Source organism: Mesorhizobium sp. M00.F.Ca.ET.216.01.1.1 (assembly GCF_004010325.2).
Taxonomy (GTDB): Bacteria; Pseudomonadota; Alphaproteobacteria; order Rhizobiales; family Rhizobiaceae; genus Mesorhizobium.
Genome location: NZ_SADR02000033.1, coordinates 51,482 through 69,725 on the forward strand (window position 1 = coordinate 51,482; position 18,244 = coordinate 69,725).

The following is an 18,244-nucleotide window of genomic DNA, read 5'->3' on the forward strand; positions in this document are numbered from 1 at the left end:
CAAAGGGTCGAAAAGCGGATGTGTACCAAGGAAACCATACAAAGATGAGGCCGGCGGAAATTCAGGAGAATGGCGATATCCTTGCATTTGAGGTGGCGGGGCAGCGCTATGGAGTGCTGCTGGCGCAGGTTGTAGAAGTGCTCCGGGCCGTGACTGTCGCAAAGCTCCTGAAGGCGCCGCCTGCCATCGAGGGCATCGTAAACCTCAGAGGCACGATAGTTCCCGTGCTAGACATCCGGACGCGATTCGGCTTGCCCCGAAAGGATGTGGAACCAGCCGATCGAATGATAGTGGTCCGAGCCGGTCGGCGTCACGCCATCCTCCGGGTTGATCGAACGGTCAGCATCATCGCGGTTGGAGCGGACATTTTCGATAACGGCAAGGCTGCTTCGTCCAGGTCTGGCCATATCAAAGGTACGATGAAGCTGCCCGACGGGCTCCTCGTTGTCTACGACCTCGACACCTTCTTGTCCGTGATCGACGCCGAAATGTTCGATTGGGCTTCGGCGGAGGCGAAAGCATGACAGATTGCCGCCAAGCCCCTCCGGACATTAAACCGCTGCTCGCGCATATCGGCAGGAAAGCAGGGCTAAGTTTTCCAGCGATCAGACGCCACGAGATTGCTGCTGGCATCTGCCGTCTGATGCAAAAGCACGCCATCGGCGGCGTCGGTGAGCTGATCGAGCGGCTGGACACTGACGTTGATATCTTCGACGCCGTCATAGCTGAGACCACCACAGGTGAGACCTATTTTTTTCGCGATCCCGCTCAGCTTGAGGCTATTCGCACAATCGTGCTGCCGTCGCTGCTTAGCAACCGGCCTTCCTTTTCTCCTCTACGGATTTGGAGCGCCGGCTGCTCGACTGGCGAGGAAGCCTATTCGCTCTCAATTCTAATGGAAGAAGAAGGACTTGGCGAGCGAGCTCACATTTTGGCCACCGACATCTCCCGGTCGGCGCTGAGAAAAGCGCGGAAGGCAAAGTTCGGCCCGCGGTCGCTGCGCAACGATGACCTCAAAATTCCTGAGCGGTTTCTTTACCATCATGGCGAGCGATTTCAATTGGTCGAGCGTATTCGCAAGCGTGTCCGTTTCGAATTCCTCAATCTCGCCTCAGATTCCTATCCCTCCGTTGCAAACGGCACCGCTGGCGTGGATCTAATTGTTTGCCGAAATGTCCTTATCTACTTTGACGGCACCTCAATAGAGCGCGTTGCGAATCGTTTCTTTGAGAGCCTCGGCGTTGGCGGCTGGCTTGTCATCGGGCCATCCGATCCGCCTTTGTGGGACTACGCCCCCTTCAAAACCGTGATCACCCCCGGTGGCGTGCTGTATCGGCGTGAGGATAGCCCCGCTATTTCAGAACGGCAGAATAGCACAGAGCGCAAACCTCAAGTTGTGCAATCGCCTACGCGGTTGCGCCCGAAGCTCCGTTCGCAAATTGGCGCTGAGTTTGCACGAGACCCGCTTGCCGAAGCTGAAGCAGCCTACGCAGCTGGAAATCACTCTCGCGTTATCCAACTAACCAAGCACATCGATGAAACCCGCGGATATGCTCCCCGAATTCGTTCATTGTACGATACCGGCAATCTCGCCGATGCAGAGGGAGCCGCGGAGGAGGCAGCTGCAAAGCAGGCGGACTCGCCTGACTTCATCGCCAATTGGGAGGATGAGGCAATCGACGTATTGCGGCGGGCGGTCTATCTCGACCTAACCCTTGCTGCCGCCTTTCTTGCGTTAGGCTCAATTTTGCAACGCACCAACAAGCCCGCAGCCAAGCGGGCCCTCGCCCATGCCCGCGCACTCTGCGTCGCCCGTCCGGTCGATGATGCCATGCCCTTGACGGGGGGCGACACGGCTGAACGCCTCGCAGAAAGTGCGCAGGAACATATCGACGGCTTGTCTGCGTTATCGTCGGGGGGATCCTGATGGCGAGCTCTACGAAAATCCTCGAGCCGATCGACTGGGTGTCCGTCAGGGAAAGGATGGCAAGAGCCATACGATCTACGGAGGCGGCAATGACGCTGTCACCAGAGCGTGCCCGGCAGGTGCTGGACGACCGCGCCCGCGCCTTGGCTGTCCCTGTCCAGCGCGAATCGCCAGCCGGTGAACGTGTCGACGCGCTGACATTCCAGCTGTCCTGCGAGAGGTTCGCCATCGAAACCCGCTGCGTGCGCGAGGTGGTTCCGCTGCAGAAGATCACGCCGCTTCCGCGGACGGCCGATTTCGTGGCTGGTATCATCAATCTGCGGGGGGATCTGATTCCGGTTTTCGATCTCCGGAGACTTCTCGGTCTCGCCGCCGATGCTTCGGGAATACCTTCGCACATCATCGTAGTGGGCGAGGGTCAGGCGGAGTTCGGCATGACCGTCGACGAGCTACCACGGGTGGGTGGCATCTCCATTGGGACCCTAACGGCTGTTGCCGATCCGGGAACGGGTGACAGCCGACCTTGGCTCCGAGGTGTGACGGGAGACGCGGTGATGGTCATTGAAGGTTCCGCGTTGATCGCCGATCACAGGCTTTTTCTTGAATGAAAGATGAAAGGCCATCCGACCATGAATTATTCGCCCCACAAAAGCCTATACGGAAAGCTCGGCGGCAGCATGGTGCTCCTCTTTCTTGCCTCAGCCGTACTTGTCGGATCGAATATTGTCGCCTTCAACAGGATCCGATCGGATGTTGTTTCGACCAGTTATGTCGGACAGAACCGTTTGGGATACGAAATTTTATATTTGATCGGACGTCTGCTCGACGAGACGACCCAGAACCGAGCGCAAGTTGCTTCCCAACTGCGTGAACTCATGGAGCAAAGCGAAACGATGCTGGCTACGCTGAAGGATGGAGATCCAGTGCGAGGCATAGCGGCTGAGACTGATGCGCGGTTGGTGACCCATCTCACCGAAGACCGGCAGTTCTGGGTCGCTGAAATAAGGCCAATTCTTCAGCGGGTAACGGAGATGGCCCCCGCTGGCACCTCCCCCGCCGCACTCGGCGAACTCGAGGCTCCGATACGAAGCTACGCAGACAAGCTCGACGCAACCATCGAGCTTAAGGAACGCGCCGCGGGCGAAAGGCTTGAATGGTCCTATTTGCTGCAGCTTGTCTTCTCCGTTGTCTTGCTAATCATCCTGCTCCTGGTCCTGTGGCTCGCCAGGGACATCGCGCGCCGTACGCGTGCTCTGGCCGCGACGGCAGAGCAAATCAGCGCCGGTGACCTATCGCAAACCGCCCCGGTGCGCGGCGGCGACGAACTGGCCCGCCTCGGTAATTCGTTCAATGCGATGACGGCAAAATTGACAGGCATGATTGAAGGCGAGCGCGAGGGGCGGACGAAGTTGGAAGAGCTTCTTACGACGATCGCGGATACAGCCCAGCACCTATCATCGTCTGCTGCCGAGATCCTTGCCGCCACGACGCAGCAGGCGGCGGGGATGCGCGAGCAATCGTCCGCCGTAGCAGACACGGTGACCAGCGTGGACGAGGTCCTGCAGACCGCTGACCAGGCGGCCCAGCGAGCCGCGGCGGTGGCGGAGTCGTCCGAGAATGCGGTTGAGGTGAGCCGGGCCGGCCGACAGGCGGTCGATGAGACGGTTACCGTCATGAACAAAGTCAAGGAAAAGAGCGAGACGATTGCCGGGGGCATACTTTTGTTGGCCGAACATGGCCAGGCGATCGGCGAGATCGTAACGGCAGTAACCGAGATCGCCGACCAGACCAACCTCCTTGCCCTGAACGCAGCAATCGAGGCGTCGCGGGCAGGCGAGCACGGGAGGGGCTTCACTGTTGTCTCAAATGAGATCAGGACACTCGCTGACCAGTCGAAAAAGGCGACGGCGCAAGTGCGCACGATTCTCGGCGAGATACAGAAGGCGACGAACTCGGCGGTTATGGTGACAGAGGAAGGCACCAGGAGCGTCAACCGGGCTCTCGAAGCGGTGAACGAAGCAGGCGAGACTATCAGAATGCTTGAGGAGGTCATCGCCGACGCCGCGCGGTCGGCCGCGCAAATTGCCGCCTCGGCCGGGCAGCAAACGACCGGCATGACACAGATCCAGCAGGCGATGAACCACATCAACCAAGCAAGCAACCAGAATCTCTCTGCGACGAGGCAATCGGAGCAAGCGGCCCAAAACCTCCACGAGTGGGGTACCAGACTGAAGGATCTGCTGGCTGGGTATGGACGCTGATATGCACGCTGAAGATAGCAAGCGGCAGTTGATGGGTTTGTTCCTCGGCGAGATTCAGGAGCGCACTCGCGATCTGGAACGAAATCTCCTCGCGATAGAACCTACGACCAACGCAGCGGCCAGACTCGAGCTGCTGAAAGCGCTCCTAAGGACGACCCACAGTCTGAAGGGAGCGGCGGGTCTCATGGAGGTCCGCCCGATTGAGACGGCCTGCCACTGGATGGAAGAGTTGTTTTCCTCCGCACTGCGCGATGGCCGACGCCTCGATCGAAGACAAATTGGAATGCTCCTAGAGACAATCGATGCGTTGGCAGAATACGGCCGCGTGTTGGACCGGGGCGAGAAGGATTCGTGCGATGCCCCTGAAGAGCGATTGCACCGTCTGGCGGAATCAATCAGGACCAATGTGGACGTTGCTTTCAAATCGCGAAAAGACGGCTCGACAGGGCATCCGCCTGCGCTACGGGCCGGCGACGATGCGGGTCCTTCTCCCCCGGGGTACAATGTTGCCGACGCGACGACCCAGAGGCGGGTTGTGCGCTCTACCGATCTTGACGGCTCGGTCCAGGTGGCTGCCGAAAAGCTCGATTCGCTCCTTTTCCGAAGCGGGGAACTTTTGATTTCGCGTTCCCTCGGCCGCACAAGGGTTGATCAGACCGCGTCGCTCCAGGAACTGACCAAATCCCTTCGCCGGCAGGCATCCAATGCATTCGGCAATCGACCTCCCGTTCTTCCTCGAACGCAGCTGCCGAACCTGCGGCAAAAGGACGAAATACTGGTCGATCTGGAGAACGGGCTTCGAAAGCTTAAGCAGGACCTGGCTGATGACAGCCGCATTCTCGAACGCGCAGCCGCGTCGCTGGCCGATGGACTTCACCGGGCACGGATGCAACCGTTTGCGCAGGCGTGTCGGGGATTGGCCCGGATTGTACGCGATATGAGCGCCGACCAGGGGAAATTGGCTGAGCTCGCGGTCGAAGGGGGCGGAATTGAGATCGACCGTTCCATACTGGGTGGATTGCAGGACTCACTTCGTCACCTGGTGCGCAATGCCGTGGACCATGGTCTCGAAACGCCGGAGGATCGTGCGGCGCGCAACAAGCCGGCTGCCGGTCGGATCGTCATTGCGGCGGTGCTGCGGGGCGACCAGTTACAGGTCCGGGTAGAGGATGATGGCGGTGGAATAGATGTCGTCTCGCTTCGCGAACACGCACCGGACAAGGACGGTCCCGGTGCGCAGGACGAGGAAGAACTTCTCCGCCGGGTTTTTCTGCCCGGGGTTTCGACGTCGCCCACCGTCACGCGCCTGTCCGGTCGCGGAATGGGTTTGGACATCGTAAAGAACGCGGTCGAAAAGCTGCGAGGCACCGTCCAGGTGGCCCACACACCGGGCAAAGGCACAGCGTTCACCTTGACGCTGCCTCTGACCGTGACGACGATCCGCGCCTTGTTGATAGTCGCCGGAGATCAGATTTTCGCCCTTGATCCCATAAGTAGCAAAAAACTTCTGCGGGTTTCCCGGGAAGAACTTCGATCGGTGAGTGGTCGAGCTTTCATTCCATACGACGGTAGGACCATACCCGTGCTTGATCTGGCGGGTTGGCTTGGCATGTCGACGCGGAAGCGCATGCCCAGTGCAGGTTCTATTGTCGTTATCGTGATCGGAACGGCAGGTAGAGAGGCGGCCCTGCTTGTGGATGAAGTGGCAGGAGAGCAGGAACTCCTGATACGTGTGCTCGGCCCACGTCTGGAAAAACTGCGAATCTTCAGCGGGGGTGCAATCCTTCCTGACGGTCAGATTGCCTTGGTGCTGAACGCCGCAGCACTGCTGGAAAACGCGACGGGACGGAACCTTGGTCGCGACCTGCCGCCGTTTGAGCAGGCTGAACGCCCCCAAGCGAGGAAGCGAATCCTGATCGTCGATGATTCTCCGACGGTACGAGCTCTCGAAAAGATCATGCTTGAGGCCGCCGGATATCAGGTCTCGACGGCCTCCGATGGATCGGAAGCCTGGGATGTGTTGCAGACAGAGGGCGCGGATGCCGTTATTGCCGACGTGGACATGCCCCGCATGGACGGTTTCATGTTTGCGCAGGCTATCCGTCAGTCGCAACACTTCAGCAATTTGCCGATTATACTGGTTACGGCACGAGAGGAGCCGCAGGATAAAACGCGCGGGCTCGAGGTGGGCGCCAACGCCTACCTTTTGAAGAGCACATCCGACCAGCGGCAGCTGCTGGAACTCATACGGCAGGTACTTTGAGGACGTCGAATGCTCCGAGTCATTCTTGCGACGAGCCGGCTGGACATCCGGGATTCCATTCTGAAGGCAATAGCAACGGACAAGCAGATCGAAATAGTCGCGACCGCCTTTAACGGTGCCGAGGCTGTCGAGAAGACCAAAGAACTGCGGCCGGATCTCGTTTTGCTGGGGGTCTCGCTACAGACGCTGGATAGCCTGGAGGCGACCAAGGAAATCATGATCGAGGCGCCAACCCCGATCGTGTTGGTGTTCAGCGTGCCGGATCCGCGTGCAGTCGAATTGTCGGTACGCGCGCTTGAGGCTGGAGCCCTCGCCGTCACCCCGGCACCACCTCAAAAAAGTGGGAGCGCAGATGGAACAGCCGTCAGAAAGTTCCTGTCGACGCTCAGGGCGATGTCTCAGGTAAAGGTCGTCCGCCGATGGCGCGACAGGCCAAATCTGAAAACCGGTTCCAAGCGGCTACCCACTGGAAACAAATCGTCGCCGCGGATTGTCGGTATTGCCGCCTCTACTGGCGGACCCGCAGCCGTGCAATCCATCTTGGCCAAGCTGCCGGGAGATTTTCCGGCTCCGATTCTGATCGTGCAGCATATCGCTTCCGGATTCATAGAGGGAGTGGCTTCCTGGCTCGATGCCGCGATCGCGCTCAAGGTTAAAGTCGCGGAGGACGGCGAGCTCTTGGCGCCGCATGTCGTCTATCTGGCACCTGACGGACACCACCTGGGCGTCGCCAGTCGGTCACGCATTGTCGTTGCCGACGACCCTCCAATCAACGGTTTCCGGCCCTCCGGCACATATCTCTTCGCATCTATGGCACGAGTGTTCGGCTCCGAAGCCGTGGGTATCATTCTCACGGGCATGGGGAACGACGGGGCGGATGGGCTTCGCGCGGTTTACGAGGTAGACGGCACTGTGCTCGCGCAGGACGAGACAAGTTCCGTGGTCTTCGGCATGCCCAAGGCTGCGATCGACGCGGGCATTGCACACCGGGTTCTGCCGCTGGACGAAATAGCCCGGACAATGATTTCGTTGGTTATGAACGGCTGTTAGGCTGGTTGAACAGACGTTCGGGAAACCGAGTGACAAAATAATCTATCCATCGCCTACGGGACAGCAGAGATTTGAATCACCGCCGGCGTTATGATGACGGCGAAGAGGACCGGCAGGAAAAACAGGATCATGGGCACGGTCAGTTTCGGCGGAAGGGCCGCGGCTTTCTTCTCCGCTTCACTCATTCGGATGTCACGATTTTCCTGGGCCATCACGCGAAGCGACTGGGCGACCGGAGTGCCGTACTTCTCTGCCTGGATCAGGCTGGTAACGACTGCACGGACCCCCTCGACACCCGTCCTCTCTCCGAGATTCTCGAAAGCTTGACGGCGGTCCTGGAGGTAGGAGAGTTCTGCGGTTGTAAGGCTGAGTTCTTCCGCCAGCGCACCTGACTGAGCCCCGATTTCCTCTGCGACTTTGCGGAACGCGCTCTCGATGCCCATGCCGGATTCCACCGAGATCAGCAGGAGATCAAGTGCATCCGGCCACCCACGACGGATGTCCTTTTGCCGCTTCGTGATCTTGTTTTGCAGAACAAGCGCAGGTGCGAAATAGCCCAGCGCCCCGATGGCGCCTGCGATGGCCGATGTTGCAATAACCGGTATGGAAGGATTGAGAACGAGCAAAATGTAAGAGGCAGAAACAGCAAATAGGACAAAAGGGGATATGAGCCGCACCGCAAGGAAGGCGACCACAGGGGCATATCCGCGATAGCCGGCCATTTTCAACTTGAGGGCCAACCCACCGTCTTCGGCCTGTTTGGTAAGGTTGAAACGGTCGACTATGGCTTGAAAGAGCTTCTTTGGCTTAGTTCTAAGTGAGACAGGGCTTTCGTCCGCTGCCAGCCGGGCGCGCTCCCTCCTGCGGATGCGCTCGCGCTCCCCTTGTACCTGACGCATGCGGGCAGCTAGATTGTCGCGGACGAGGTAAGGCCAGCTCACAACGATAACGGCCAAAAAGACCGAGACGGCAGCGAGAGGGGCGCCAAGGTGTGCGGGATCAAGAATAAATGAACCGATATCCACGACCAGTCCTCAGAAATCGAAATTAATCATTTTGCGCATGACGAGAATGCCGATCGTCATCCATAGGCCACAGGCGGCGAGAACGATGTTTCCGGTCAGGGCCGTGAACAGGAGCGAGATGTATTCGGGGCTGGTCAAGTATACGAGACCGGCGACAATGACCGGCAGGACCCCGATGATCCCGCCGGACGCCTTGGCTTCAGCGCTCATGGCCCTGATTTTGGCCTGCATTTTCTTTCGCTCGCGCAGCACTCTCGAGAGGTTGCTCAAGGCCTCCGCCAAGCTCCCGCCCGTCCGGCTCTGGATCGCGATGACGATGGCGAAGAAGTTGGCCTCGGAAATAGGAACCCGCTCCGACAAACGTTGCACCGCTTCATCCATCGGAAGCCCGAGCGTCTGATCGGCGACAACTGTCCTGAATTCGCTCTTTACAGGTTCTTGCGCTTCCGACGCGATGATTTTCATGCAGTCTGCCATTGGCAACCCCGCCTTTAGCCCTCTTACGATCACGTCGACAGCATTGGGAAATTCGGCGGTAAAGCGCTTGAAGCGTCCCTTGCGCCTCGCACTGACGTAAATGTGCGGCAGCAGCAATCCTGCGGCAACTCCGAAGCCGAGAGCGGTGCTATTGCCCAGCCCGAAGACAAGCGGAACGGCATAAGAAGCAAGTCCGGTGGCGACGCAGACCAGGTAATACGTCCTCTTTGTCCAATTCAGGCCGCCTTGCCGCATTCGTCCCACGAGCGTGGGCCGGCGGCCTTTCTTCGCCCTTGCTTTCTGCCGTTCCTCAAGCTCCCGCAGTGTCGCCTCGACCGATTGCTTTCGGCTATTGTTATCGATACTCGCGCTTTGTTCCCGCACCTTCAAGGCGGCTATGCCGGCGAATCTCTGCTCGAATAGCCCTGCCTTGGAAATGCGCGGATAAAAAGCCGCCATCATAAGCCCGCCAACGCTCAGTGATGTCAGCATAAATGCCGCGATGACGGTGAGACTGGGCGACAGCATTTTTTCCTCTTTGACGTCCGCATTCAAGCGAGTGATTAAAGCCGTATTTACCTTCAGGCTGCGGCTGCCATCTCCGCGGCGTCCAGAGCCGCGGCAAGTCGCTTCTCCTCGCCATAGTAGCGGGCCCGATCCCAGAATGCGGGGCGACCGATGCCCGTGGAACGATGACGGCCGATGACCCGGCCGTTCGCATCCTCGCCGAGAATCTCGTAAACAAAGAGATCTTGAGTAATCACGACATCCCCTTCCAGGCCGAGAACTTCGGTGATGTGCGTGATGCGGCGCGAACCATCGCGTAGTCGGGCGGCCTGCACGATAACGTCAACGGACGAGACCAGCATCTCGCGGATGGTCTTGGACGGCAGGGTGTATCCGCCCATGGTGATCATGGATTCGATGCGCGAGATTGCTTCGCGCGGAGAGTTGGCATGCAGCGTTCCCATAGATCCGTCATGCCCGGTATTCATCGCCTGCAGGAGGTCGAATGCCTCGGGACCACGAACTTCGCCGACAATGATCCGTTCGGGCCGCATCCGAAGGCAGTTCTTGACCAGAGCTCGCATGGTGATCTCGCCCGATCCCTCAATGTTAGGCGGACGCGTCTCGAGGCGAACGACGTGCGGTTGCTGCAGCTGCAGTTCCGCCGCATCCTCGCAGGTGATGATGCGTTCTTCGGGATCGATATAGCGGGTCAGCGTATTGAGCAGCGTCGTTTTGCCCGAACCAGTGCCTCCGGACACCAGCACGTTGCAGCGAACACGGCCGATGATCTGGAGGATTTCTGCTCCCTCCGGCGTGATCGAACCGAATTTCATCAGCTGGTCGAGGGTGAGCTTGTCCTTCTTGAACTTGCGGATCGTCAGGGTCGGTCCGTCGATGGCGAGCGGCGGCGCGATCACGTTGACGCGTGAACCATCGGCAAGACGCGCGTCACAAATGGGACTAGCCTCGTCGACGCGTCGGCCAACTTGGCTGACGATCCTCTGGCATACATTAAGCAGCTGTTCGTTATCGCGAAAGCGGATGTCCGTTTCCTGGATTTTGCCGTCGACCTCGATGAAGATGCGGTTGCTGCCGTTGACCATGATGTCGGCTATGTCGTCGCGCGCCAAAAGCGGCTCCAAAGGCCCATAGCCAAGGATATCATTACAGATGTCCTGAAGCAGCTCTTCTTGTTCGGCCTGTGAAATGCCAATCTTTTTGGCGACGACGATGTGGTTGACGATTTCGCTGATTTCGTTCCGCGCTTGGCTCGCCTCCATCTTCGACAATTGAGCGACGTCGATTTCCTCAATCAATGCGTTAAAAATTTGCCTTTTCAGATCGTAATATTCGGCAGTTTTGTCCCCTTTCACCAGTTGGGGACGGCTGGCTGGGGGGCGCGGTTGAGCGGCGGGCTTGACGGAAGGTACTTTTTTCATGGACGCCTGAGGCATTTGAGGCTTCGTGAGAGCCTCGTGTTGCACGATTTTCCTGCCAAACATGTTTCTCACCTTTTGTGGACCAGGCTGACTGCGAACAAACAGCTGGCTGTCGGTTTCTGCGACAAAGCTCCCGCCCAAATGAAAAAGCGGAGGGACTACACCCCTCCGCTCTGATGTTTCGTCTGCCGCGCAGGACCTGCTTAGGTGATGTTGATGCTGTCTGCGACCTTCTGGAACACGGCGCTCACGTCGGAGCCAACCAGAGTGACGGTCGTGATGATTGCAACAGAAATCAGGCCGGCAATGAGGCCGTATTCGATCGCGGTTGCGCCGGATTCATTCTTAGTAAAGCGGGTGATTATGTTCTTCATGGCTTCGATCCTTCATGGTTTCGATGTTTGGCCGACACCAACAGCAGGATCGGCCTCACAGGGATGGGTTTTGGCGGTGCTTGGTGCCCTTCTGTGTGACGAACATATGCACTCGTTTGCATTTCCGATCCATTCAGCCTGATAGCCGATGGCGTAGCGAGGCCGGTTCGGACGAACGGCCTAGACCATCCCAGGCGGCCTTTCACCGGCACCCGCGTCCAAGGCGGAAAGGTCCACCGAAACGGGCATACAGGCACAGCTAGTCACACGAGCCGATTTTTATCGGGAGCAATGCTGATGCAATGCGCAGCACATTTTCTGGTCTCCGTGATGCTGGCATGTTCGGCATCGGACGCGCCCGACTGAGTGGGCGGAGATGTCTTCGCATTGTGGAAAGCGGCCTCGCAGACCCCGTCCGCCGAGATCGTGAGGGTTATGATCGACATTGCAACAATGCTGACCCTGGACAGGACCCCAGGCACGATTGTTTATGGGGGAAATACGGGGACTGCCGGGGCCAAGCTGAGCGACGAGAGGACGATCGTCCCAGCTCGCACGACAGTGCGCACGACCAATCTCATTGTGTTTGACAGGAGCTACACTGAAATTTCAAATCCGAGTGCTGGTGGTCGCCGGAGGTACCACACCTCGTCATCATGCACACCGGAGGACGACGGCCCCAGGTCAGATCAGCGCATGGCATGGTTTTGCAGATGTCAGCGCCAGCCAGCAAGCTCGGCGGCGCGTCTATTCTCGGCGTTTACTGGACAGGAATACGGCGCGATACACTAAGGCCGATCCGCCCGTCATGGAGGCTGGGAATCAGCAAGGTGAATGGGTAGCGGATCGCCAAGGTTCGGAACTCGATCCCGTCTACGGTCTCCGTTCCGACCGAAACTTGCAGGAGTTCGGGCTCTCCCCCGGTGAACGCAGCACGTACCGCGGTCTCAAGAATGCTGACAGAGGACTCCCCGATCAGCACCTTACGCGCTGCAAAATCGGCCGCAAACGAAAGATCGTTGCGAGTGTTCAGGGCGCGTCCGAACTCGACGATCCCTAGCGACAGGAGAAGGAGCGGCAGGCAAATGGTAGCGAACTCGATCGCAGTCGTGCCGGACTGGCATCGGCAGGCGCGCCAGGCCGCCTTCATTGCTCCAGTCATCGAATTTGTACCTGCATGGTAGAACTTAGCGGGAACTCCGGAATGAACATGCTGTCATAGGTCTTTTGAGCCGCCATACGATAATAAATGAAGGTAGGTGCGGAATTCGCGCAAGTCGTGGAACAGAGCGGCGCGGCCGCGGGATCTACATTTGCATTTTCCGGGCAGGCGCAATACCGGACGGGCGGAGGGTCGAACGTAAGTGCGGACGGTTCCGCTCCGACCGGTGGAAAATTCTTTGAAGCAGTCGATTGGAGCACTTTCAGCACCTGGTCTGCGCCTGGATCGGACATCGCGGCCTGCGCACCCGCACGAAGCACATGATCAATCGTCATCCGCTGATAAAGCGCCAGACCGACATCGACCGCGGCGATCAAAGCTGCGCCCAGGACCGGCGCAATGAGCGCGAACTCGACGGCGGAAACGCCTTCCTCCGACCGGCGCCAGTCCCTGAACTTCTGGCGGAGGAGGTCGAGCCCGACGCCGGTCCAGGATCGCGGCGCCAAACCTCTGAGTGGACCGTGTCGTTTCAAGGTCATCGTCGCGCCCATTACCGTCTGCCCATCAGGCGTCCGAAGAGGGAGCGAGCGCTCTTCCGACTGTTTTGCAAATCCCTTTGACCGGCAATTGTCCTGCCAAGGTTCTCGAAAGCCCGAGCGACTTGCATCTTGCCCGCTGTTTCCACGATCATCCGGCCGTCGTTAGATGCAGTGCCGAAAAGCTGCGCATCGAACGGAATGCAGATATTTGGTTCAAGCCCTACGGCTGCAGCAAAATCGGCAGGTTTTATCTCAGGGCGCTTCGGCACACCGACTTGGTTCAGGACAAGGCGCGGAGGGACATCGTTCGGCCGGGAGTGCCTCAGGAACTCGGCGAGGTGCTTGGCATTGCGCATGCTGCCGAGATCGGGCGTTGCCGTAATTACGATCTCGTCTGCGCTTTGAAGCGTCTTCTTCACCCAAGACGTCCATGTCTGCGGCAGATCCAGAACAAGATGCCGCGCGGCCGTTTGGGCAATCTCCAACAGCCGCTCAAGGTCGCTCTCCTTCAGATCGTAAGCTTTTTCCAATGCAGACGTAGCAGCCAGGATCTGCAGACCTTTCGTGGGCTTGGCAGCCAGACGGTCGAGGAGAACCTCATCGACGCGGTCCGCTCCGTGCAGGATGTCGACCATGCCGTGCACCGGATCCAGATTGAAATCCAGGCCAACAGTGCCGAACGGGAGATCCAGATCGGCCAGAAGGACATCGGTATCGAATAGTGAGGCCATGGATGATGCGACATTGTGGGCCACTGTGGACGAACCGGCCCCGCCCCTTGCACCAATAAAGGCGGTGACGCGCCCCAGCCTTTGTTCGGCCGTATGCCGATAAATGCGCGAGACGGCTGCAATCAGCGACAGGGGAGCGAGGGGAGCGACCAGGTAGTCGCTCACTCCATGCTGTAGCAGTTCCCGAAAAAGCGCAACGTCGTTGGCATGTCCGATCACGATGACTTTCGTGTCCGGCAGGCACTCTTCCGCTAATGCTTCCAGTTCGGCAAAAAGAGCGCGCTGCTCCGCTCGGCTCTCGACAATGATGAGGCTCGGGGGCGGCGTTTCGTGGTAAAGCGCGGTGGCCGCGGCGATGCCGCCGGGCTTCACGGAGACATGTGCGCGAGACATGCGGCGGTCGCCGGCGGCATCCTCAATGACGGCGGCTATTTCCGGACTTGTGAAGAAGGCGCCTATTGCAACCCGCGGGACGAAGATCCCTGCGGCTGGCGTACCGGCTTCCGCTGAAGCGTGTGCTTCGTCATTTTGAGGATTTGTCATCGCTATAACCGCTCCTGTGCTGTAGCGGGCTCCTTAACTCTATGTGATTCCGTGAAGCGGATCTCATCAGCCAGAGAACTTCGGAACTTGAACAAGCTCCGTGTGCCCTGCGCGAAACACGCGCACGGTTCTGTTATTTTCTTGTACGACCGCAGGCTTTTCGTCATCGTCGGCTGCAGCCCTCAGCGCGAGGGAGAGTATTCCTGAATGCTCGGACGCTGTGACGATTTCTACCTGATGAGGGTCCACCTCTAGTGTGGCAGTCTTGCCAACAACCGTGGTCCCCGTATCGCTCTCGCTGGCAGTTTGATCGACCGCCAGCACACGAACATTTGTCAGTATAGTACGGCTTACGCTCTCCATGTCACCTTCTCCCGCCCCCGGCTTTGAGGTGGTGTGGACGACGTCCACCCGGTCGTTCGGCAGGATGAAACCTCCCGCGGTGTTCTCAGCTGTTATCCTCACAGCGACTGCGCGCTTGCCAGAAGGAAGCAGGACAGCCAGATAGCCCGACCCCGGCTTCCCCAGTTTTTCGTCCCTAATCGGCTCGCCTGCTACGAACCCGCTGCTCACCACGGAACCTGCCAAGTCCTTCAATGCATCAGGACGGGAGGATCGGCTGATCAGCACGGCTGTCATCGCGTCTTCGGGCCAGGACTGCCAACGGATATTGGTCTCGTCCAAGGAAGACCCCCTCGCTATATCCCGGTCTGCCACAAGCACTTCCTGAAATGAGACCTGTTGCACCGGCTTTGATATAATCGCCGCGGGGGCGTCAGAAGCCTGCCCAGCAATTGCCAGCCATGCAGCGAGGCCGCCGGAAGCTAAGGCGAACAGAAGAATGACAACTCGGACCATCATCTTTTATCTTCTAGTGAGGTGAATCGGTTGATTGCGTTTCTATTGTCGCGGAGTTTGGTGCTGACTGGCTATTCAAGCCAAGGTCGCCCAATGAGTCTGCGGAAGGATTAGCAAGGTCGCAAAGGCCATCGGCACACCAAACGGAATCCCGGCCTCTGCCGTGTGCAGCCGGACCGACCACTCTTTGTTTTCCAGGAACCAGGGGAGCGGTAGTCTCCTGAACAACAAAACGACGAGGGCAAACAAAGCCCCGAATATGGCGGTATAGAAAAGATAGCCCAGTGTCACTTCTGGACCAATCCAAAGCACCGTGACCGCAATGAGCTTGGCGTCACCGCCCCCGATGTAGCCAAACGCGAACAGCATGAATGCGCCCCCAAGCACCGCCAAGGCGGTCAATGTATTCCAGGCAATCAATTGTACCCCGTAGCCGGCTAGCGGAAGAAACACCACATAAGCTACCAGAAGAGACAGGACCAGAACGTTGCTTATCCTCATTGTGATCAAGTCCTTGGCGCCGGCGAAGACGGAGGCGCCCGCGAAGAACCAGAGGGCGGTCGAAGCTGCAAAGTTGGCGGTCGTCATTGTTGTGTCCTGAAAGGGCGCGTGGGCTGCGACGGGTAAATTTCTGTTGGTTCAGCTCGCCCTTTATATGCAGGTTCATTCAAGCCGGAGCCATTCGACTTGATGGTCTATGCCGCATGTCCGAACCGGACGAACGGATTGTCGGCACCGCGATGGATTCCAGGGCATGGGCTGGCGGATGGTGAACCCGTCATCCAGACTAGGCCATCAAGTCGAATGGCTCGCGCCGGGAGAAGCGAATACAGGACTGCTTAGGCACGAGAAACTCTCGGATGAGTGGTGAAACGGTACCGGTGATGACTAAAAAAATGCTCGGCAAAACGGCAGATACTGTGCCACGACCCCGCTCGGGCAAGAACGGGCGGCACGGCGCGCACAGGCTGCTCGCGAACGAAAGCGGGGCGACTGCCGTGATCGCCGCGATCCTCTTTCCCGTGGTAATTGGCGGAATGGGTCTCGGCGTTGAGACAGGATACTGGTATCTTACTCAGCGGAAATTGCAGCATTCCGCCGATGTTGCTGTTCATGCCGCCGCCGTTCGCAAACGTGCCGGCGATCAGAACACCGCGATCGAAACCGCTGCCCTCCACATTGCCAGCAAAACTGGCTATTCGCCTGTCGTGGGCACGCTCCTGGTCAACACGCCTCCGGCAACCGGCACGAACGCGGGAAACCGCGACAGCGTCGAGGTTGTGATCGCGGAAACGCATCCACGGCTGTTTTCATCTGTCTTCTCAAGCAAACCGGTGAAGATAAGGGCTCGTGCAGTCGCACAGGTGCATGGCGGTTCCAAAGCCTGTGTCCTGGCTCTCTCGAAAACAAAGTCCGGCGCCGTGACAGTCTCCGGGTCGACCTCGGTTGACCTTACAAATTGCAACGTCGCGTCCAATTCGAATGCAGCGGATTCGTTCCTCATGTCGGGTAGCACAGCCGCCATCGCCACCGACTGCGTCTACACCGTGGGTGAAGCGGTCACCACTGCGGGACTAACGTTGAAGCAATGCGCTGAGGTCCGCGACTATGCTCCGACTGCCATCGATCCTTACGCAAGCATCGCCGAGCCTGCGAACGTAGGTACCTGCCGCAACAAGAACGTCGGCAGCCCAGGAAACTCAACCACGTTGACTCCGTCTGAAAATCACCCGAGCGGCGTCAAGGCGATGCGATTTTGTGGCGGCCTGGACCTCAAAGGAAAGGTCACCTTTGCGCCAGGCCTCTACATCATAGATGGTGGAACATTTACCGCGAACGGGGGCGACATCGGTTCAACCGCAGGGGTTCAGATCGTTGGTTCTGGCGTCACCTTCTATTTCGCCAACAATGCGACAGCCAAGCTGACTGGCAATTTGGCGATTAGCCTTTCTGCCCCGACAAGCGGCCCATTTTCCGGCCTTCTTTTTTTCGGCAGCCGCACAGCGACAAACGTCAGCCATCAGGTGAGCGGAACTTCTGGATCAGTCCTCCAGGGCGCGCTTTACACGCCTGCTTCGGCGATTGAGTACAAGGGAAATTCGGCTGCCACGGATGGATGCACGCAGGTGATCGCCGACACGGTTACCTTGACGGGGAACTCCACCGTCCAGTCTACCTGTGAAAATGCTGGCACCAGGGACGTTATGGTCGGACAAGTCGTCACGATCGTGGAATAAATGGTGAACCTGCTCGGTGCCAATTGCGCGTGCGGGAGTGCGACTTGTCTCGCTCGAGGCTGACGATCAGGCGTTCCACCTGATCGGGCAGTTGGTTGGCATAGCGCACCGGTCGGCGCGAGCGGTCGCTTAGAGCTTCAAGCCCGTTCTCCCTGTAGCGGTTGAAGATCTTATAGCCGGTCTTGCGGGAAACCCGAATTCCCGGCACACATCGCTCATGCCTTCCCCATCCAGAAGGTGCAGTGCGCCATTGGACTTCCCGGTTTCCGCGCGGCAGCGCCAGCGGGCGTCTACGCGTCTGCAGATGATTTCGGGCGAATAGTCGGCGACGAAGTCGTCCAGAGCCGACGCGTTGCAGGGCGGGATCAATGCGACGGCGTGCTTGCCGTGCACGGCTGCCAGGTAAGAGATGACCGCGTGTTCCGTCGGTTCGGCTGCTACCGCGACCAGCTTTTTCTCGGTCGCCAACGCTGCGACACGCCGTGCAAGATCTGATCGGCGTGCGGCCGGGAAAGATCAGTGCCGGATGATCGCCGTGTTCTTCCAAGCGTCGGGTTAATCCCATTCCCCTGATCTCCGTCAATCTGAAGAGGCTTATTGCTGCCACCAGTGCAGTCGGGGACCGCGGCAACCACGTTTCTTGAGTGTTTTCATCACCTTTTAGGGGAGATGTGTTTGTACCTCGAGCGGAGGGCATCGGTTTCGACTGCGCCCATCTCATCGCACGGCTTTGAATCCGGGTTAACGGATTGAAGGTTGGAGGATTTGTTCGAGGTATTTGTTGTTTCTTGCAGCGCGCTTTCGGCGCAGCTTGATGCTTCGCTTGTCGTCGATTGATCGCACGAGGT

17 protein-coding genes and 1 pseudogene are annotated in these 18,244 nt (G+C 58.6%); 7 read left to right on the forward strand and 11 right to left on the reverse strand.

The window, feature by feature from the left end; all coding sequences use genetic code 11:
* Nucleotides 1–44 precede the first annotated feature (44 nt).
* The 6 genes from EN859_RS30830 to EN859_RS30855 all read left to right on the forward strand — a co-directional run bounded on the left by EN859_RS30830 (nucleotide 45) and on the right by EN859_RS30855 (nucleotide 7,501).
* Nucleotides 45–524 (forward strand): chemotaxis protein CheW, encoded by a 480-nt coding sequence (locus EN859_RS30830; protein WP_127856298.1) that lies wholly within the window; start codon nucleotides 45–47, stop codon nucleotides 522–524.
* The gene (locus EN859_RS30835) at nucleotides 521–1,927 is read left to right on the forward strand and encodes a protein-glutamate O-methyltransferase CheR (protein ID WP_127856297.1); all 1,407 of its coding nucleotides are present in this window, start codon (nucleotides 521–523) and stop codon (nucleotides 1,925–1,927) included. The genes EN859_RS30830 and EN859_RS30835 overlap by 4 nt, the downstream gene beginning before the upstream one ends.
* An 89-nt stretch (nucleotides 1,928–2,016) precedes the next feature.
* Nucleotides 2,017–2,535, forward strand: a complete 519-nt coding sequence (locus tag EN859_RS30840; protein ID WP_189502349.1) for a chemotaxis protein CheW — start codon at nucleotides 2,017–2,019, stop codon at nucleotides 2,533–2,535.
* A gap of 21 nt (nucleotides 2,536–2,556) precedes the next feature.
* Nucleotides 2,557–4,188: a methyl-accepting chemotaxis protein gene (locus EN859_RS30845; RefSeq protein ID WP_127856335.1), complete on the forward strand. Its 1,632-nt coding sequence runs from the start codon at nucleotides 2,557–2,559 to the stop codon at nucleotides 4,186–4,188.
* 1 nt (nucleotide 4,189) lies between these two features.
* Nucleotides 4,190–6,451 carry a response regulator gene (locus tag EN859_RS30850; RefSeq protein WP_189502351.1) on the forward strand — a complete coding sequence of 754 codons (2,262 nt, stop codon included), beginning with the start codon at nucleotides 4,190–4,192 and terminating at the stop codon, nucleotides 6,449–6,451.
* A gap of 9 nt (nucleotides 6,452–6,460) precedes the next feature.
* A complete protein-coding gene (locus EN859_RS30855; RefSeq protein ID WP_127856294.1) occupies nucleotides 6,461–7,501 on the forward strand; it encodes a chemotaxis protein CheB in 1,041 nt (346 codons plus the stop codon).
* A gap of 53 nt (nucleotides 7,502–7,554) precedes the next feature.
* On the opposite strand, the gene EN859_RS30860 is transcribed toward EN859_RS30855, so the two are convergent.
* The 9 genes from EN859_RS30860 to EN859_RS30900 all read right to left on the reverse strand — a co-directional run bounded on the left by EN859_RS30860 (nucleotide 7,555) and on the right by EN859_RS30900 (nucleotide 15,747).
* The gene (locus tag EN859_RS30860) at nucleotides 7,555–8,526 is read right to left on the reverse strand and encodes a type II secretion system F family protein (protein ID WP_127856293.1); all 972 of its coding nucleotides are present in this window, start codon (nucleotides 8,524–8,526) and stop codon (nucleotides 7,555–7,557) included.
* 9 nt (nucleotides 8,527–8,535) lie between these two features.
* Nucleotides 8,536–9,531, reverse strand: a complete 996-nt coding sequence (locus EN859_RS30865; protein ID WP_127856292.1) for a type II secretion system F family protein — start codon at nucleotides 9,529–9,531, stop codon at nucleotides 8,536–8,538.
* A gap of 53 nt (nucleotides 9,532–9,584) precedes the next feature.
* On the reverse strand, nucleotides 9,585–11,015 hold the full coding sequence (locus EN859_RS30870) for a CpaF family protein (protein WP_127856291.1): 1,431 nt from the start codon (nucleotides 11,013–11,015) through the stop codon (nucleotides 9,585–9,587).
* 140 nt (nucleotides 11,016–11,155) lie between these two features.
* Nucleotides 11,156–11,326 (reverse strand): Flp family type IVb pilin, encoded by a 171-nt coding sequence (locus EN859_RS30875; RefSeq protein WP_127856290.1) that lies wholly within the window; start codon nucleotides 11,324–11,326, stop codon nucleotides 11,156–11,158.
* A 760-nt stretch (nucleotides 11,327–12,086) separates the two neighbouring features.
* On the reverse strand, nucleotides 12,087–12,488 hold the full coding sequence (locus tag EN859_RS30880) for a TadE/TadG family type IV pilus assembly protein (protein WP_127856289.1): 402 nt from the start codon (nucleotides 12,486–12,488) through the stop codon (nucleotides 12,087–12,089).
* Nucleotides 12,485–13,039 (reverse strand): TadE family protein, encoded by a 555-nt coding sequence (locus tag EN859_RS30885; protein WP_127856288.1) that lies wholly within the window; start codon nucleotides 13,037–13,039, stop codon nucleotides 12,485–12,487. Before EN859_RS30885 ends, EN859_RS30880 begins: the two co-directional genes overlap by 4 nt.
* Nucleotides 13,039–14,301: an AAA family ATPase gene (locus tag EN859_RS30890; RefSeq protein WP_127856287.1), complete on the reverse strand. Its 1,263-nt coding sequence runs from the start codon at nucleotides 14,299–14,301 to the stop codon at nucleotides 13,039–13,041. Before EN859_RS30890 ends, EN859_RS30885 begins: the two co-directional genes overlap by 1 nt.
* Nucleotides 14,302–14,367: 66 nt before the next feature.
* A complete protein-coding gene (gene cpaB, locus EN859_RS30895; RefSeq protein ID WP_245525793.1) occupies nucleotides 14,368–15,162 on the reverse strand; it encodes a Flp pilus assembly protein CpaB in 795 nt (264 codons plus the stop codon).
* Between the two features lie 72 nt (nucleotides 15,163–15,234).
* Nucleotides 15,235–15,747 (reverse strand): prepilin peptidase, encoded by a 513-nt coding sequence (locus EN859_RS30900; RefSeq protein WP_127856286.1) that lies wholly within the window; start codon nucleotides 15,745–15,747, stop codon nucleotides 15,235–15,237.
* A 272-nt stretch (nucleotides 15,748–16,019) separates the two neighbouring features.
* Here EN859_RS30900 and EN859_RS30905 point away from each other — a divergent pair, with 272 nt between their 5' ends.
* Nucleotides 16,020–17,396 (forward strand): pilus assembly protein TadG-related protein, encoded by a 1,377-nt coding sequence (locus EN859_RS30905; RefSeq protein WP_245525794.1) that lies wholly within the window; start codon nucleotides 16,020–16,022, stop codon nucleotides 17,394–17,396.
* A 43-nt stretch (nucleotides 17,397–17,439) separates the two neighbouring features.
* Here EN859_RS30905 and EN859_RS30910 read toward each other — a convergent pair.
* Together EN859_RS30910 and EN859_RS38795 are read right to left on the reverse strand one after the other, a co-directional pair.
* A pseudogene (locus tag EN859_RS30910) lies at nucleotides 17,440–17,615 on the reverse strand (leucine zipper domain-containing protein); the annotation flags it as partial.
* Between the two features lie 434 nt (nucleotides 17,616–18,049).
* The coding region (locus EN859_RS38795) for a hypothetical protein (RefSeq protein WP_210237730.1) at nucleotides 18,050–18,244 on the reverse strand (195 nt) is incomplete at its 5' end.

Excerpts from the sequence above, each read along its gene's own strand:
- EN859_RS30830 (WP_127856298.1), top strand. The coding sequence starts at position 45 with ATGAGGCCGGCGGAAATTCAGGAGAATGGCGATATCCTTGCATTTGAG.
- EN859_RS30835 (WP_127856297.1), top strand. The coding sequence starts at position 521 with ATGACAGATTGCCGCCAAGCCCCTCCGGACATTAAACCGCTGCTCGCG.
- EN859_RS30840 (WP_189502349.1), top strand. The coding sequence starts at position 2,017 with ATGACGCTGTCACCAGAGCGTGCCCGGCAGGTGCTGGACGACCGCGCC.
- EN859_RS30845 (WP_127856335.1), top strand. The coding sequence starts at position 2,557 with ATGAATTATTCGCCCCACAAAAGCCTATACGGAAAGCTCGGCGGCAGC.
- EN859_RS30850 (WP_189502351.1), top strand. The coding sequence starts at position 4,190 with ATGCACGCTGAAGATAGCAAGCGGCAGTTGATGGGTTTGTTCCTCGGC.
- EN859_RS30855 (WP_127856294.1), top strand. The coding sequence starts at position 6,461 with ATGCTCCGAGTCATTCTTGCGACGAGCCGGCTGGACATCCGGGATTCC.
- EN859_RS30865 (WP_127856292.1), bottom strand. The coding sequence starts at position 9,531 with ATGCTGTCGCCCAGTCTCACCGTCATCGCGGCATTTATGCTGACATCA.
- EN859_RS30870 (WP_127856291.1), bottom strand. The coding sequence starts at position 11,015 with ATGTTTGGCAGGAAAATCGTGCAACACGAGGCTCTCACGAAGCCTCAA.
- EN859_RS30875 (WP_127856290.1), bottom strand. The coding sequence starts at position 11,326 with ATGAAGAACATAATCACCCGCTTTACTAAGAATGAATCCGGCGCAACC.
- EN859_RS30880 (WP_127856289.1), bottom strand. The coding sequence starts at position 12,488 with ATGACTGGAGCAATGAAGGCGGCCTGGCGCGCCTGCCGATGCCAGTCC.
- EN859_RS30885 (WP_127856288.1), bottom strand. The coding sequence starts at position 13,039 with ATGGGCGCGACGATGACCTTGAAACGACACGGTCCACTCAGAGGTTTG.
- EN859_RS30890 (WP_127856287.1), bottom strand. The coding sequence starts at position 14,301 with ATGACAAATCCTCAAAATGACGAAGCACACGCTTCAGCGGAAGCCGGT.
- cpaB (WP_245525793.1), bottom strand. The coding sequence starts at position 15,162 with ATGATGGTCCGAGTTGTCATTCTTCTGTTCGCCTTAGCTTCCGGCGGC.
- EN859_RS30900 (WP_127856286.1), bottom strand. The coding sequence starts at position 15,747 with ATGACGACCGCCAACTTTGCAGCTTCGACCGCCCTCTGGTTCTTCGCG.
- EN859_RS30905 (WP_245525794.1), top strand. The coding sequence starts at position 16,020 with ATGAGTGGTGAAACGGTACCGGTGATGACTAAAAAAATGCTCGGCAAA.